At 69.6% G+C, this 15,937-nt stretch carries 13 protein-coding genes and 1 tRNA gene; 3 read left to right on the forward strand and 11 right to left on the reverse strand.

The features are described 5' to 3' along the window. The 8 genes from PA27867_RS11925 to PA27867_RS11960 all read right to left on the reverse strand — a co-directional run bounded on the left by PA27867_RS11925 (position 1) and on the right by PA27867_RS11960 (position 7,539). Positions 1-74: transfer RNA gene (locus PA27867_RS11925), tRNA-Leu, on the reverse strand. Between the two features lie 61 nt (positions 75-135). Continuing rightward, complete coding sequence (locus tag PA27867_RS11930) at positions 136-1,587, reverse strand: NAD(P)/FAD-dependent oxidoreductase (RefSeq protein WP_066596603.1); 1,452 nt, start codon at positions 1,585-1,587, stop codon at positions 136-138. 38 nt (positions 1,588-1,625) lie between these two features. Further along, complete coding sequence (locus PA27867_RS11935; protein ID WP_066596604.1) at positions 1,626-2,939, reverse strand: S8 family peptidase; 1,314 nt, start codon at positions 2,937-2,939, stop codon at positions 1,626-1,628. After that, positions 2,894-3,430, reverse strand: a complete 537-nt coding sequence (locus PA27867_RS11940) for a DUF501 domain-containing protein (RefSeq protein WP_066596605.1) — start codon at positions 3,428-3,430, stop codon at positions 2,894-2,896. The genes PA27867_RS11935 and PA27867_RS11940 overlap by 46 nt, the downstream gene beginning before the upstream one ends. After that, positions 3,427-4,041 (reverse strand): FtsB family cell division protein, encoded by a 615-nt coding sequence (locus PA27867_RS11945; RefSeq protein WP_157109208.1) that lies wholly within the window; start codon positions 4,039-4,041, stop codon positions 3,427-3,429. Before PA27867_RS11945 ends, PA27867_RS11940 begins: the two co-directional genes overlap by 4 nt. A 224-nt stretch (positions 4,042-4,265) precedes the next feature. Beyond that, positions 4,266-5,546, reverse strand: coding sequence for a phosphopyruvate hydratase (gene eno / locus PA27867_RS11950; protein WP_066596606.1), 1,281 nt, complete (start codon positions 5,544-5,546; stop codon positions 4,266-4,268). A gap of 158 nt (positions 5,547-5,704) precedes the next feature. After that, positions 5,705-6,958 (reverse strand): histidine--tRNA ligase, encoded by a 1,254-nt coding sequence (gene hisS / locus PA27867_RS11955; protein ID WP_066596608.1) that lies wholly within the window; start codon positions 6,956-6,958, stop codon positions 5,705-5,707. Between the two features lie 47 nt (positions 6,959-7,005). Beyond that, positions 7,006-7,539: a ferritin gene (locus PA27867_RS11960; RefSeq protein ID WP_066596609.1), complete on the reverse strand. Its 534-nt coding sequence runs from the start codon at positions 7,537-7,539 to the stop codon at positions 7,006-7,008. Between the two features lie 87 nt (positions 7,540-7,626). Here PA27867_RS11960 and PA27867_RS11965 point away from each other — a divergent pair, with 87 nt between their 5' ends. Both PA27867_RS11965 and PA27867_RS11970 read left to right on the forward strand, forming a co-directional pair. Continuing rightward, entirely contained in the window at positions 7,627-8,580 is a 954-nt protein-coding gene (locus PA27867_RS11965) for an ABC transporter ATP-binding protein (RefSeq protein WP_066596610.1), read from the forward strand. Then, entirely contained in the window at positions 8,577-9,644 is a 1,068-nt protein-coding gene (locus tag PA27867_RS11970) for an ABC transporter permease (RefSeq protein ID WP_066596611.1), read from the forward strand. Before PA27867_RS11965 ends, PA27867_RS11970 begins: the two co-directional genes overlap by 4 nt. A gap of 11 nt (positions 9,645-9,655) precedes the next feature. Here PA27867_RS11970 and PA27867_RS11975 read toward each other — a convergent pair whose 3' ends face one another. Then, positions 9,656-10,387 carry a MazG family protein gene (locus PA27867_RS11975; RefSeq protein ID WP_066596613.1) on the reverse strand — a complete coding sequence of 244 codons (732 nt, stop codon included), beginning with the start codon at positions 10,385-10,387 and terminating at the stop codon, positions 9,656-9,658. Positions 10,388-10,509: 122 nt separating this feature from the next. Between PA27867_RS11975 and PA27867_RS11980 the strand changes: the two genes are divergently transcribed. Next, positions 10,510-11,718, forward strand: a complete 1,209-nt coding sequence (locus PA27867_RS11980) for a Na+/H+ antiporter NhaA (protein WP_066596615.1) — start codon at positions 10,510-10,512, stop codon at positions 11,716-11,718. Here PA27867_RS11980 and mfd read toward each other — a convergent pair. Together mfd and pth are read right to left on the reverse strand one after the other, a co-directional pair. Continuing rightward, positions 11,645-15,280 carry a transcription-repair coupling factor gene (gene mfd / locus PA27867_RS11985; RefSeq protein WP_066596619.1) on the reverse strand — a complete coding sequence of 1,212 codons (3,636 nt, stop codon included), beginning with the start codon at positions 15,278-15,280 and terminating at the stop codon, positions 11,645-11,647. The genes PA27867_RS11980 and mfd overlap by 74 nt on opposite strands. Before the next feature lie 30 nt (positions 15,281-15,310). Then, on the reverse strand, positions 15,311-15,898 hold the full coding sequence (gene pth, locus PA27867_RS11990; protein WP_066596621.1) for an aminoacyl-tRNA hydrolase: 588 nt from the start codon (positions 15,896-15,898) through the stop codon (positions 15,311-15,313). Between the last annotated feature and the right edge of the window lie 39 nt (positions 15,899-15,937).

The following is a 15,937-nucleotide window of genomic DNA, read 5'->3' on the forward strand; positions in this document are numbered from 1 at the left end:
TGCCCCCGCTGGGATTCGAACCCAGACTGTGACGATTTTAAGTCGCCTGCCTCTGCCGGTTGGGCTACGGGGGCACGCCCGGACGAGCCGGGCATCACGAGTGGATGCCGCGCTGGCGCGGCATCCACTGGTGCTTTACGGGGCGGCGACGGTCTCCGTGCCGGACTCGGCTGCGGCGACCTCGACGGGCTTCTTGACGGGAGCCTTGCGCGGCGCGCGCGGAGCCTTCACGGCTGCTGCCGGAGCGGCCGCGGGGGCTGCCGCCGGCGGCTTCGGGCGGGAGGCGAACTCTTCGAACACGGCGCGCGGGGTCTGCACGGCCTCGAGCGACACGATGTCGCGGCCGAGGAACACGTTCAGGACCCAGCCGGCGACAACGCGGATCTTGCGCTCCCAGCTCGGCATGGCCAGGCCGTGGTACCCGCGGTGGGCTACCCAGGCCGGGAACCCGGTGATGGCGAACTTGCCGGACTGGAATGCTCCGACGCCCACACCCAGGCCCGCGACGGCGCCGAGGTTCTTGTGGTTGTACTCGGCCGGGCCCTCGCCGCGGAGGACCGCGACGATGTTCTTGGCCATGAGCTTGCCCTGACGCACGGCGTGCTGGGCGTTCGGCACGCAGAACCCGCCGACGCCGCCACCGCTGAGGTCGGGAACGGCGGTGATGTCACCGGCGCCCCAGGCGCCTTCGATGATCTCGTCCTCGGTGCCGACGCGCAGGTCGGGGCGCACCCGGAGGCGGCCGCGTTCTTCGATCGGGAGGTCGGTGTTGCGCACGACGCCCGGGTTGGCCATCACGCCGGCAGTCCAGACGATGAGGTCGGACTCGAAGGACTCGCCGGTGGAGAGCTCGATCTTGCCGTCGACGGCGGAGGTGAGCTGGGTGTTCAGGTGCACCTCTGCGCCACGCTCGGCCAGGTTCTTGATCACCCAGAGGGCGGTCTTCTCCGACACCTCGGGCATGATGCGTCCCATGGCCTCGATGAGGTGGAAGTGGGTGTCCTCGAACGCGATCTGCGGGTACTTGGTCAGCAGCGAGCTGGCGAAGGAACGGAGCTCTGCGAAGACCTCGATACCGGCGAAGCCGCCGCCGATGACCACGAAGGTCAGCAGGCGGTCGCGCTCGGGGCCGGCGGGCAGCTGGGCTGCCTTGTCGAAGTTGGTGAGCACCTTGTCACGGATGGCGACGGCCTCTTCGACCGTCTTCAGGCCGATGGCCTGGTCGGCGACGCCCGGGATCGGGAAGGTGCGGGAGACGGCACCGGCGGTGACCACGACGATGTCGTAGTCGAACACCCACGGCTCGCCAACGGGCGGCGTGATGGTGGCCTTCTTCTCCGCGTGGTTCACATTGGTGACCTTGGCGGTGAGGACGTTGGTCTTCTTGAGGTGACGACGGTGCGCGACGACGGAGTGGCGCGGGTCGATCGATCCGGCGGCCACCTCCGGGAGGAACGGCTGGTACGTCATGTACGGCAGCGGATCGACCATGGTGACCTCGGCCTCGCCGGGTCGCAGCCACTTCTCGAGCTTCCAGGCGGTATAGAACCCCGCGTAGCCGCCACCGACGATGAGAATTTTGGGCACGATTAGAAGGCCTCCTACAGGATTGGATACGCGAAATTTTAGAGCTTGGAACGAATTCGCTTGAAATGCCGCGTGGCCCCAATGCCGAACAGCGTTACTAGGATACCAAACCCCACCAGCACGGCGAGCGGCACGCTCACGTAGGTGAGGGTGAGCGGGCTCGGCAACCACGCGGCGGCCACATTCCGCTCCGGCAACGCCGGGTCGGCCTGCGGGGGGACGGGCACGGCCGTGCTCGGCTCGGTGGGTGTGATGGGCGCGCTGTCGGCGCGGCGGTGCAGCGTGATCCACTGCGTGAGCAGCTCAGAGGGGGTGGCGGAGGTGGACTTGGGCACGGAGGCGGAGACCGCGGCGGCGGCGTCGATGAGGCCGTTGCCGTAGATGGGGCTCGGCACGGTGTGGCCGTTGGCGTTCGCGGTCGCGATGACCCGGTTGATCACCTGCGCGGCATCCAGTTTCGGATACGCCGAGCGCACCAGGGCGACGAGCCCCGACACGATCGGCGCGGCGGCACTCGTGCCGTCCCACAGCATGTAGCCGCCGCCCGGCGCGACGCCGACTAGCTTCTCACTGGGAGCGGCGACGGCGATGGTGATGCCCTGGGAAGAGGCGTCGAAGCTGGCGTCCTTGGACTGGTCGACGCCGGCGACGGTGAGAACGCCCGGGATGGTGGCCGGGGCGCCCACCTCGGTGGTGCCGCTGCCCCGGTTGCCGGCGGCCGCCACGACCACGACGTCGTTGTCGAACGCGTAGAGGAACGCGTCATCCCAGCTGGTCGGCCAGTCCAGGGTGTTGCGGGTGAGCGACATGTTGATCACGTCGGCGCCGTTGTCCACGGCCCACCGGATGCCCTCGGCGATCTGGTCGTCGTTGCTGAGCGTGGCGTCGCTGGTGCCGAACGCCACGGACACGCTGAGGATGGAGGCCTCGGGTGCCACCCCGATGAGGCCGCCGCCGGTGGCCGTGCCGCGGCCGGCCATCAGCGACGCCACGAGGGTGCCGTGGTTGCTGTCGTCGCCGACCGGCGTCTGGCCGTTGGACGAGCCGATGCCGGACACATCCGTGCCGCCGACGACGGCTCCGTTGAGTTCGGCGACGCTCCCGTCCACCCCGGTGTCGACGACGGCGACGGTCACGCCGGCGCCCTTGCTGGTGTTCCAGGCCTGGCTGAAGCCGTAGTCGTTCAACCAGTATTCGAGGTCGCGCACCTGGTCGGCCCTGGCCGCCGGTGCGGCGCCGACGACGCCGACGAAGACCACCGACGCCGCGAGGACGACCGCCAGGCCACGCGTCAGTCGGCGGGTGCTCACGCGTCGGCCGGGGGAACCGCCGGCGGGGCGTAGTCGAGGCATTCGCACACCTCGGGCGACCACGCCGCACGGAGCAGGGCGAGGTCGCCGATGGGGTTGACGCCGGGGCCGGCGGCCAGCGCGTGGGCGCCGAGGGCGTGCAGGCACTTGACGCGTTCGGGCATGCCCCCGGAAGAGATCCCGGCGATCTCGGGCACGGAGCCGATCATCTCTCGGTCGGCGAGGAAGCTCTCGTGCGCGGACCGGTAGTGCTCGCGCAGCTCGTCGTCGTCGGCGAGCATCTGGTTGTACTCGTTCATCACCTGGGTGGCCTCGAGGAAGGACAGCGCCGCCGTCGCGGCGGGGTGCGACAGGTAGTAGAGGGTGGGGAACGGGGTGCCGTCCGCGAGGCGCGGGGCCGTCGCCACGACGGTGGGGGCACCACAGACGCAGCGCGCGGCGATGCCGATCACGTTGCGTGCAGGGCGGCCGAGCTGCGCGGAGACCGTGCTGATGTCCGCCTCGGTGGCGGGATCGAAGGGCGGTCTGGTCATTGTGCTGCCTCCTGAGGGGCGAGTCCGGCGGTCATCACCGAGCGGAAGACGGAGTCGACCCAGTCGACGTCGGTGTCCTGGATGGCGGTGCTGACGGGGGCGGTGTCGGCGGCCCCGGCCACGCTCTGCCCGGTGTCGTTGATCACCAGGAAGCTGATGTCGCCTGGCATTACGTAGGAGAGCCGGGCCCTGGCCTGGGTGGTGACATAGGTGCGGTCGTTCCAGCGTTCGCGCTCGTCCTTGAGCTTGTCCACGGCGGCCTGCTGGTCGGCGACGCTGGCGCTGAGGGCGTCGATCTGTTGGCGCTGTTCGGCGTAGGTGCGCACGTTGGGGGCCAGCGCCACCACGGCGAGCACCAGGATGCCCATCATCACGAAGGAGAAGCCCGACAATCGGAGGCCGCGCAGCCAGCTGCCCACCGCGGTCTCGTCGGTGGCGAGCTGCATCGGGCGCTTTTCGGTGCGGGACTTCTCGGTGCGGGACTTCTCGGTGCGGGACTTCTCGGTGCGGGACTTCTCAGCGCGCGGCTTTTCGGTGCGCGGCTTTTCAGTGCGGGGCTTCTCCGCGCTCGGCGCAGGCCGGCGCGGGCCGGGGAGGCGGGGCGGGGTCATGCCCGAACCGTTCGTGGTCACGACGACTCCCTCCGATTGCGGCGCGCAGACCGGGGCGCAGAACATGCCCCTCTTCTAGAGTGCCAGATGTTTGGCGCCGCATCGGTCGACACGGGCCGGGCGCACCGATCCTGAGGAAACCCGCAGGCTCGCTCGCACGCAACCGAAAAGGACCCCGGCCGGTGGCCGGGGTCCTTCAGGTCAAGCGTGTCGCTGGAGGGGTATCAGCCCTTGAAGCGGGGGAACGCGGAGCGACCGGCGTAGACCGCGGCCTCGCCGAGCTCTTCTTCGATGCGCAGGAGCTGGTTGTACTTGGCAACGCGCTCGCTGCGGGCCGGGGCACCGGTCTTGATCTGGCCGGCATCCGTGGCGACGGCGAGGTCGGCGATGAAGGTGTCTTCGGTCTCACCGGAGCGGTGCGAGATGACGGTCGTGTAGCCGGCGCGCTGGGCGAGGGCGACGGCGTCCATCGTCTCCGTCAGGGTGCCGATCTGGTTGACCTTGATGAGGATCGAGTTGGCGGCGCCGAGCTCGAGGCCCTTGGCCAGGCGGATCGGGTTGGTGACGAACAGGTCGTCTCCGACGATCTGTACCTTGTCGCCGAGCTGAGCGGTGAGGTGGACGTAGCCTTCCCAGTCCTCCTCCTCGAGCGGGTCTTCGATGGAGACGAGCGGGTACGCCTCGAGGAGCTCGGCGTAGTACGCGACGATCTCGGTGGAAGAAAGTTCCTTGCCCTCGAAGTGGTAGACGCCGTCCTTGAAGAACTCGGTGGCTGCACAGTCGAGCGCCAGGCCGATGTCGGTGCCGGGCGTGTAGCCGGCCAGCGTGATGGCTTCGACGATGAGGTCGAGCGCGGCACGGTTGCTGGGCAGGTTGGGGGCGAAGCCACCCTCGTCGCCGAGGCCGGTGGCCAGGCCCTTGCTCTTCAGCAGGCCCTTGAGGGCGTGGTAGACCTCAACGCCCCAGCGCAGGCCCTCGCTGAAGGTAGGGGCGCCGAGCGGGACAACCATGAATTCCTGGATGTCGACGTCGTTGTCAGCGTGCGAGCCACCGTTGATGATGTTCATCATCGGCACCGGCAGGGTGTGTGCGTTCGGGCCGCCGAGGTAGCGGAAGAGGGGCAGGTCGGCCGAGCTGGCGGCGGCCTTGGCGACGGCCAGGCTCACGCCGAGGATGGCGTTCGCGCCCACGCGCTCCTTGTTGACGGTGCCATCGGTCTCGTTGAGGACCATGTCGATGATGCGCTGGTCGGCGGCGTCGAGGTCCTCGACGGCCGGGCCGAGCTCGTCGGTGACGGAGCCGACGGCCTTGAGCACGCCCTTGCCGAGGTAACGCTTCTTGTCACCGTCGTGCAGCTCGTAAGCCTCGAAGGCGCCGGTCGAGGCGCCGGACGGAACGGCGGCACGGCTGAGCGTGCCATCCTCGAGCAGAACCTCGACCTCGACGGTCGGGTTACCCCGGGAGTCGAGGATTTCGCGTGCAACAACTGCGTCAATAAGAGCCACAACTATCTCCTGTGTCTGTCTGTCTATCTATTTTTGGATGTAAGTCCGAGTGGATTTCGAGGAAGACGCCGCTGTGTTCCAGTCCGAGGACAGTCTAGTGATCGGGGCGCGGGCGCGAGGAGGACTGAAGTCCCGTCGCCCGAGCGTTCACGGACCGTTCAGTCGCCCAGCGGTTTGAAGACCAGCTCGTCGGCGGTCACGGTCTCGTCGGCCACGACGGCGAACCGGCCATAGCCGGCGGCGCCCGCGCGCTCGAGCAGGGCCTTGAGGTTCTTGGTGCGCTTCTCCAGCCGCACCCGCAGCCCCCCGGCGACGAGCGCCGTCTTCAGGCGCACCAGGGCGGCCGGGTCTGCGTCCTTCTCGTGCACGAGGACCACGGCGTTCTCGGCCGTTCCGTCGTCGCCGGCCAGGAGGTCGACGATGCGTTCGAACCCGATCGAGAAGCCGCAGGCGGGCACGTCGGAGCCGAGGAACCGGCCGATCATGCCGTCGTAGCGGCCGCCGCCGCCCAGCGAATAGCCCAGGTCGGGGTGGGCGATCTCGAAGATCGTGCCGGTGTAGTAGCCCATACCGCGCACCAGGGTGGGGTCGAAGACCAGGGTCACTCCGGGCAGCGCGGCGCGCAGCGCGGTGAGGTCGGCGTACGCTGCCTGGTCGAGCCAAGCCGGCGCATCCGCCTGGTCGGGCCAGCCGGCGTCGGCGAAGCCGGCGAGCGTGTCGGCGAGGCCCGTCGTGTTCACGCCGAGGCCGGCCAGCTCGGTCACGACGCCGTCGACGCCGATCTTGTCGAGCTTGTCGAGTGTGATGAGGGCGCGTTCGGTGAGGGCCGTATCGACCCCCCAGGTGGCGAGCATGGTGCTCAGGATGCGCCGGTCGTTGATGCGGATCGAGCAGCCGGTCAGCCCCAGGTTGTCGAGCGCCGCGACGGTGGCGGTGATCAGCTCGATCTCGGCCAGCGGGCCGGCCTCGCCGATGATGTCGATGTCGCACTGCATGAACTGGCGGTAGCGCCCCTTCTGCGGGCGCTCGGCCCGCCAGACCGGGGCGATCTGGATGGAGCGGAACACGGTGGGCAGGTCGGCGCGGTGGCTGGCGTAGAACCGGGCCAGCGGCACGGTGAGGTCGAAGCGCAGGCCCAGGTCGGCCAGGGAGAGCAGGTCGTCGGCCTCGGCCGCGGCCGTGAGGTCGGCCGGCGCGAGGCCGCGCTTGAGCACCGCGAAGCCGAGCTTCTCGTTGTCGCCGCCGAGCCCGGAGTGCAGCCTGGCAGTGTCCTCCATGACCGGCGTTTCGATCTCGTCGAACCCGTGTGCGGCGAAACTGGAGCGGATGATGCCCAGCGCCCTCTCGCGGGTGGCCTTGTCGGCCGGGAGGAAATCGCGCATGCCGCGAGGAGGGGTCACTGCTGTTGCCATGCCCCCAATTCTGTCAGGTCCCCCGGCCGGCCCCGTTCCGTCAGCGGTTAGAGGGCTCCGCCGGCGGCTCCGGGAGCGTCGGTGTCGCCGCCGGCGTCGCCGACCTGCTCGCGGGCGATGAAGTTCTCGATGTCGAAGAGGTTGTCCTTGGCGCGCCGGGCGATGGTCAGCAGCGTGGACATGGACGCGACCTCCTCGACCTGCTCCTTGAGGAACCAGAGCATGGCCTGCTCGCCGAGGGCGTCGCCGTCGGCGCGGGCGGCCCGGAAGAGTGCCTCGATCTGACCGGTGACCTGCTGTTCCTGGGCGAGCGCGAGAGCGATCGGCTCGACGATGTTCGCGAACCCGTTGATCACGGCGGGGATACCGGGGATCACGACCTCGAGGCCGCGGTCGAGCCGGTACTGCACGAGCATCATGGCGTGGTTGCGCTCCTCCACCGACTGGCGGTAGAAGTGGGCGGCCAGCTGCGGCAGGTCCTGGCTGTCGAACCAGGTGGCGATGGCGATGTACTGCTGGGACGCGGCGAACTCGTTGCCGATTTGCTGGGTCAGGAGCGCGTTGAAGGAGGTTTCGGTCATGAGCCGACGTTAGCGCTCCGCCGCCCAGTGGGCCACCGTGGAGGGCCTGCCCCTAGACTCGGTGTCATTCCGCCGGAGGGGGCAACGATGGACGAACCGATCACCGACCACGCAGAACACGGGGGCATCACCGTCAGCGGTGTGCGCCGCACCTTCGGCAGTGTGCACGCCGTGGCGGACGCGAGCCTGAGCGTGCCGCCCGGGTCGGTCACCGCGCTCATCGGGCCCAACGGCTCCGGCAAGACCACCCTGATGCTCATGCTCGCGACCCTGCTCGCTCCGGACGCCGGCCAGATCCGCATCGCGGGCCACGACCCGGTCACCGACCCGGCCGCCGTGCGCGCTCGAATGGGCTGGATGCCGGACGCCCTCGGCTCCTGGCCCACCCTGAGCCCCCGGGCCGCCCTGACCGTCACCGGACAGATGTACCGGATGAGCCCGGCCGCCGCCGCGGCCCGGGCCGAGGAACTCCTGCTGCTCGCCGACCTCGGCGAACTGGCCGACCGGCCCTCCCGGGTGCTCTCCCGCGGCCAGAAACAACGGCTCAGCCTGGCCAGGGCCCTCGTACACTCCCCGCGGGTGCTGTTGCTCGACGAACCGGCCTCCGGTCTGGACCCGGCCGCGCGTCGTGACCTGAGGGACCTGATCCGCCGTCTGGCCGGGGACGGTGTCGCCGTGCTCATCTCCAGCCACGTCCTGGCCGAGCTCGACGAGATGGCCGATGCTGCCGTGTACCTCGCTGCCGGCCGCACCGCCAGCGCCGCGGCAGTCGCCACCTCCGCCGCCAGGCACCGCTCCTGGCGCATCCGGGCACTCGACCCCGACGTCTTGGCGCGCGCGCTCGCGGTATCCGCCGAGCCGGCCGCAGCCGTCACCGTCGACAACCTCGGCACACTCGTGCAGGTGGCGACCCCCGAGGACGCCGCAGCGCTGCTGGCGCGCCTGGTGGGCGCCGGCGTCGCCGTCACCGAGTTCGGCCCTGCCGTCGGCACCCTCGAGCACACCTTCCTCGAACTGAACCGGCCGGAGGTCACCCGATGAGCGCCGAGTACCTCTCCGGGGTCTGGCTGATCGTCACCCTCGAGCTGCGCCAGCGTGTGCGCGGGGTGGCCTGGTACGTGCTCCTGGGCGTGTTCGTGGTACTGGTGGGCCTGGTGACCCTGCTGGTCTGGCTGGCGGCCGGCACCTGGCAGGCCGGCGGCAGCCTGGTCTTCTCCGCCGTGGTGTTCTTCGTCCTCCTGCTGGCCACGCTGGTCTCCCCCGCCCTCAGCGGCAATGCCATCAACGGCGACCGGGAGGCCGGCACACTGGCGACCACCCAGGTCACCCTGATCGGTACGGGTCAGCTGATCCTCGGCAAGTTCCTCGCGGCGTGGATCACGGCGCTGGCCTTCCTGGCCGCCGCGGTGCCGTTCCTTGCTGCTGCGGTTCTGCTCGGCGAGGTGGCGGTGAGTACCATCGTGGTCTCGATGCTGGTCCTCGCCGTCGAACTCGGCGTCATCGCCGCGATCGGTGTGGGGCTCTCCGGCATCCTCACCCGGCCGTTGTTCTCGATCGTGGTGACCTACCTCATGGTCGCGGTGCTCAGCCTGGGCACGCTGATCTCCTTCGCCCTGCTCGGCACCGCGACCCAGTCCACCCTGACGTCGGTGGATCGCACGGTGCTGTCGTCGACCTATGACGACGAGACCGGGACGGACACCGACATCGTCTGCTCGCCGCCGACCACCAACACCTACCAGGTCCCCCGGTTCGACTACTACTGGTGGATCCTGGCGGCGAACCCCTACGTGGTCGTGGCGGATGCTGCCCCGGGCGAGTTCGGTGCCGGCGGCGAACCCGTCGACCTGTTCGGCAGCATCGCTGTCGGCGTGCGTAGTGCCCAGGCCGCGCCGGACCTGTCCACGGAGAACAATTACTGCACTACCGGCGGCTACGTGGACCAGGAGTATGTCACTGCGCAGGAGACCTACGACGGCGCTCTGCCGTCCTGGTTCGTCGGGCTCGGCATCCACCTGCTGCTCGGCGCCGGCGCCCTGCTGTGGGCCTGGCGGCGCACGAACACGCCCGCCCGCCGGTTGCCGACGGGCAGCCGGATCGCCTAGCGGCTGCTCGCCTAGCTGCTGCTGGGCAGGCCGATGATCCCGGCGTCCTCAGGGTCACCCTCCTGCTCGGCGGCGCGGATCTCGTCCTGCAGGTCGCGGAGCGCCGTGCGGAGCGCCCGCTCGGAGTCGAGTCCCTGCGCCTTGGCCGCCGACACGATGGCGAGCAGGATCGGGCCGAGCTCGGCCTCACTGTCGATGGGCAGCAGGCCGGGCGCATCCGTTTCGAGCAGCCCGATCTTCTGGGCCCGGCCGAGCACCTTGTCGGCCAGGGCGAGCGCGGGCATGCCCTGCGGGATGCCGTCGAGCACGCTGGTGCGGTGCGGCTTCTCGGCCGCCTTCACGTCGTCCCAGCCGGCGACGACCGCCTCGAGGCTCTGTTCGGCGCCGTCGCCGAAGACGTGCGGATGCCGGCCGACCATCTTGCGGGTCATCCGCGCGGCGACATCCTGGATGTCGAACTCCTCACCGGGTGTCTCGGCGGCGATCGACGCGTGGAAGACGACCTGGTAGAGCACGTCGCCGAGCTCCTCGAGCAGGTCCTCGCGGTCGCCGCTCTCGATGGCCTCGATCAGCTCGTGGGTCTCCTCGGTGAGGTACTGCACGAGCGACTCGTGGGTCTGCTCGGCATCCCACGGGCAGCCGCCGGGCGCGCGCAGCCGGGCGACGGTGGCCACGAGTTCGTCGAGGCCGGACTGGCCGGGGGTCGGGCTACCGGTTGGGCGGGGCTGGCTGGATTCGGTCACACTCCATCGTAGGCGGCCCGGCTAAACTGAACGCAGGTGTGCCGGGAAGTCTGGTCGGCGGGCGAAGCGTTTCGCTCCGACTCACGACCGACCCGTTTTTCTGCGGGTGAACAGGACTCCCCATGACCTTCATCCGTTCCGAGCGCTACGCCGCCGGGTTCCTCCTGATCGCCGGGATCCTCGGCCTGCTGATGGCCAACCTGTCGTTCGGCCCGGCGCTGATCGACGCCCTCAACGAGCACCTGCACACCGGCCTGTTCGGGCTGGACCTGTCCACCAAGCACTGGATCAGCGACGGGCTGCTGGCGGTGTTCTTCTTCCTCATCGCCATCGAGCTCAAGCGCGAGCTCGTGATCGGCGACCTCAACAGCGTGGGCAAGGCGGCGCTGCCGGCCCTCGCGGCATTCGGCGGGGTGCTCGTGCCCGCCGGCATCTACCTGTTGCTCACCCAGGGCTCCGGGCTCGCGGCAGGCTGGCCGGTGCCCACGGCGACCGACATCGCATTCGCGCTGGGTGTGCTCGCGGTCTTCGGCCGCGGCATCCCCACCCGGGTGCGCGTGTTCCTGCTCGCCCTGGCGGTGCTCGACGACCTGGTCGCCATCCTGATCATCGCGTTCTTCTTCACCCAGGACCCGCAGCTGCAATACATCGGCTTCGCCGCCATCACCGCAACCCTCTTCGGCGTCACCAGCCGGATGCTCAAGCCCCGTTCAGCCTGGGTGCTGGGCCGGAAGCCCGTCTGGCCGATCGTGACCGCCCTGACTGTGCTGGGCCTGGCGACCTGGTACTTCACCTACCTCTCCGGCGTGCACGCCACCATCGCCGGCGTGATCCTCGGCCTCGTGATGGCGCGGGTGCCAGGGGGGCGCGCGCATCACGTGCTCGAGCCCTACTCGAACGCGGTGATCCTGCCGTTGTTCGCCTTCTCCGCCGCTCTCGTGGCGATCCCCCAGGTGAGCCTGGCCGAGCTCAGCCCGGCGTTCTGGGGCATCCTGGTGGCCCTGCCGGTGGGCAAGCTGCTGGGCATCACCCTGGCGGGCACGCTGGGCAGCATGATCTCCCGACGCCCGAACGGCTCCAGGTCCGGGCTCAAGTTCGCCGACATCGTCATGGTCGCGTGCCTGGGCGGCATCGGCTTCACGGTGTCGCTGTTGATGGGCGCGCTCGCCTTCGCCGGCAACACCGAGGTGGTCGACGAGGCCACCCTCGCCGTTCTGCTCGGGTCGGGCTTCGCGATCCTGGTCTCGGCGGTCGTGGTCAGTGTGCGGGCACGGCAGTATCGACGGGCCGCGGAAAAACTGCATCCAGCAGTGAGCCCGTCCACGCGATAAGCGCGGCGTCGGCCGGCGGCTCACCGTTCACGCGCGGCAACGGCACGATCATGGTGCCGGCCGCGGCCGAGTACTTCGAGCCCGGGTACATCCGTTGCAGGCGCACCTGCATCGAATCGGCCAGGTCGACCGGGGCCACCCGCAGGTTGGAGCCCATCGCGACGACCTCGCCGAGGCCGGCCTGCTGCGCGTGGCGGCGGAGCCGGGAGACGGCGATGAGGTTGGTGACGGCCTCGGGCGGTTCGCCGTAGCGGTCGGTGAGTTCCTCGAGCACGAGGCCGATCTGGTCGTCGGCGGCCGCGAGCCCGCTCGCGCCGGAGAGCTTCTGATAGGCCTCCAGCCGCAGCCGCTCGCTGTCGACGTACTCCTCGGGGATATGCGCGTCGACGGGCAGCTCGAGCCGCAGCTCCGTCTGACCCTCGGCGACGTCGCCGCGGAAGGTCGACACGGCCTCACCGATCATCCGCAGGTACAGGTCGAAGCCCACCCCCGCGATGTGGCCGGCCTGCTCGCCGCCGAGCAGGTTGCCCGCTCCGCGGATCTCCAGGTCTTTCAGGGCCACCTGCATGCCGGCGCCGAGCTCGTTGTTGGCCGCGATGGTTGCCAGACGGTCGTGCGCGATCTCGCTGAGCGGCTTGTTCTCGTCGTAGAGGAAGTAGGCGTAGGCCCGTTCCCTGGCCCGGCCGACCCGGCCGCGCAGCTGGTGCAGCTGGCTGAGTCCGTACTTGTCGGCGCGGTCGATGATGATGGTGTTCGCGTTGGCGATGTCCAGGCCGGTCTCGATGATGGTCGTGGAGACCAGGATGTCGAACTTGTTCTCCCAGAAGTCCACCACCACCTGTTCCAGCTGGGCCTCGGGCAGCTGCCCGTGCGCCACGGCGACCCTGGCCTCCGGCACCAGCTCGGCCAGCTGCGCGGCCACCCGGTTGATGCTGGAGACCCGGTTGTGCACGAAGAAGATCTGCCCTTCACGCAGCAGCTCGCGGCGGATGGCGGCGGCCACCTGGCGGTCGGAGTACGGGCCGACGAAGGTGAGGATCGGGTGCCGGTCCTCGGGCGGGGTGGCCAGGGTGGACATCTCCCGGATGCCCGTGACGGCCATTTCCAGGGTGCGCGGGATGGGCGTGGCGCTCATGGCGAGGATGTCGACGTTGGTCTTGAGCTTCTTCAGCGCGTCCTTGTGCTCCACGCCGAAGCGCTGTTCCTCGTCGATGATGACCAGGCCGAGGTCCTTGAAGATGGTGTTCTCGGACAAAAGCCGGTGCGTGCCGATGACCATGTCGACGGTACCGTCCAGCATGCCGGCCACGGTCTCGCGGGATTCCTTGTCAGTCTGGAACCGGCTGAGGGCGCGCAGGTGGATCGGGAAGCCGGCGAAGCGTTCCTGGAAGGTCTCCATGTGCTGGCGCACGAGCAGCGTGGTCGGCACGAGCATGGCCACCTGCTTGCCGTCCTGGATGGCCTTGAACGCGGCGCGCACGGCGACCTCGGTCTTGCCGAAGCCCACGTCGCCGGAGAGCAGCCGGTCCATCGGGATGGGCCGTTCCATGTCGGCCTTGACCTCCTCGATGGTGGTGAGCTGGTCGGGCGTCTCCGCGAACGGGAACGCCTCCTCGAGCTCGCGCTGCCAGGGGGTGTCCGGGCCGAACGCGTGACCCTTGCTGGCCATCCGCGCGGAGTAGAGCTTGACCAGTTCCACGGCGATGTCGCGCACCGCACGGCGGGCCTTGGTCTTGGCGGCCGACCAGTCGCTTCCGCCCATCTTCGACAGCGCGGGGGCCTCGCCGCCGACATAGCGGGAGACCAGGTCGAGCTGGTCGGTGGGAACGTAGAGCTTGTCGCCGCCGTGGCCGCGCTTGGACGGCGCGTATTCGAGCACGAGGTATTCGCGGGTGGTCTTGACCGGGTTGCGGCCGCCGCTGGAGACCTCGCGCTGGGTGAGTTCCAGGAACTTGCCGATGCCGTGGGTCTGGTGCACGACGTGGTCGCCGGTCTTGAGCTGCAGCGGGTCGACGACGTTCTTCCGTCGGCTCGCGAGCTTCTTGATCTGCCGGGCGTCGTAGCCGACGGTGCGGCCGTAGAACTCGCTCTCGCTGACCAGGGTGAGCTTGGTCTCCGGGATCTCGAATCCGTGCGCGATGGAGGCTTTGATCAGGTAGGCGATGCCGGGCTCAGGTTCCGCCGGGAATTCCGTCACGATGCGGGCGGGCAGTTCGGCGCCGGCGAGCACGTCGGCGGCCCGGTCGACGAGGCCGGCGCCCTGGGCGACGACGGCGACGGTCCAGCCGTCCTTGAGCCGGCTGGAGAGGTGCCCGACGGCGCCCTCGACGTTGCCCTGGAAACTCGGCACGGCGTCACCCTCGACGCGGATGGTGAGCAGCTCGTCGATCTCGCGGTGCTCCGGCAGTACGGGAATGTCGGTGGGCGCGGCCTGGAAGGAGCTCATCGTCCACCAGACCCGCTCGGAGGCGCCGGCGCCGGGGGCGCTGTAGCGCACGGCGTCCCGCAGGGTGCCCAGGGTGAGGAAGTCACCGCTGGCCAGGTCGATCGGGGCTTCGGCGCCCGCTGTGGCGGCGTTCCAGGCTGCGGAGAGGAACTCCCGGTTGGTCTCGGCCAGGCTGATGGCGCGAGAGGCGACGCGTTCCGGTGAGATCACGGCGACGGCGGCCTGCCGGGGCAGGTAGTGCGTGACGGGCACGAGCCGGTCCACGAGGGCGGGCGCCAGGCTTTCCATGCCCTCGACCGGGATGCCCTCGGCCACCTTGGCGAGGAGGCCCGCGAGGCTGGGGAACTCGTGCTGCATCTCCCGGGCGCGCTGGCGCACGGCGGGGCTGAGCAGCAGTTCGCGGCTCGGCGGCAGGGTGACCGAGGTGATCGGCTCGGGCATCGAACGCTGGTCGGAGACCGCGAACTCGCGGATCTGCTCGACCTCGTCGCCGAAGAACTCGATCCGGTAGGGGTGCGCGGCCATGGGCGGGAACACGTCGAGGATGCCGCCGCGCACGGCGAACTCGCCGCGGCGGGTGACCATGTCCACGCGGGCGTACGCCACGTTCACCAGGTCCACCGAGATGGCGGCCAGGTCGTGGCCGCGGCCGCCGGCGGTCAACTCGAGGGGGTCGTAGTCGGTGAGGTTGTCGGCCACGGGCTGCAGGGCGGCACGCACCGAGGCGACGACGATGAGGGGGCGCCTGGTGGCGGCATCCGCGTTCTCCCAGTCGCGCATCCGGCGGAGCGCGTAGAGCCGGCGACCCACGATCTCGGCGCTCGGGCTGAGCCGCTCGTGCGGCAGGGTCTCCCAGGCGGGGAACTCGACGATCTCGGCGTCGTCGGAGAAGCAGCCGAGGTTCTCCCGGAGCGCCTCGGATTCGCGCCCGGTGGCGGTGATGACGAGCAGGGCCCGGCCCTTGTCGAGGCGGGAGCGTTGCTCCATCAGCGCGGCGAGGAGCGGCGCCCGCAGCCCCTCGGTGAGCGAGAAGTCGGCGTCACGGGCCGCGAAGGCGAGGGCGTTGTCGAACGTGGAGGCGCGGGAAAGCGCCGGAATCAAGCCCTGAAGAATCACCGCACAAGTCTACGGGTTCCCGCCGACGGTCTAGGCGGGCGGGGCGTGGAACTTCTGCTGGGCGGCGGTGACGCCCTCTGTGGCGATGAGTTCGATGGCGTCCGCGGCATCCTCGAGCATGATCGGCAGGGTGGTGCGCTCGGTGCTGGTGTAGTCGTGCAGCACGAAGTCGGCGGCGTTCTGCCGGCCGGGCGGGCGGCCGATGCCCATCCGGATGCGGATGAAGTCGTTGCTCCCGGTGGCGGCGATGATGTCGCGCACCCCGTTGTGGCCGCCGTGGCCGCCGCCCACCTTGATCTTCAGGGTGTCGAACGGCAGGTCGAGCTCGTCGTGCACGACGATCAGCCGGGACACGTCGAGCGAGTAGAAGCGCAGCAGGCCCGCGACGGGGCCGCCGGAGAGGTTCATGAAGCTGTTCGGCTTGGCCAGGATCAGCTTGGGGCCGCCGGGAAAACTGCGTCCCTCGGCGACGGAGGCGTTGGCCTTGTGGTTCTTGAAGTTCGCCCGCATCCGGTCGGCGAGCACCATGGTCACCATGTGACCGACGTTGTGGCGATTACCGGCGTAGCCGGGCCCGGGGTTACCGAGCCCGACTACGAGCCAGAGATTCTCGTCCAGGGGGTTCCTTTACGCAGTCTTCTGTCCGGTTGTCAACAG

This window comes from Cryobacterium arcticum, from assembly GCF_001679725.1.
Classification (GTDB): Bacteria; Actinomycetota; Actinomycetes; order Actinomycetales; family Microbacteriaceae; genus Cryobacterium; species Cryobacterium arcticum_A.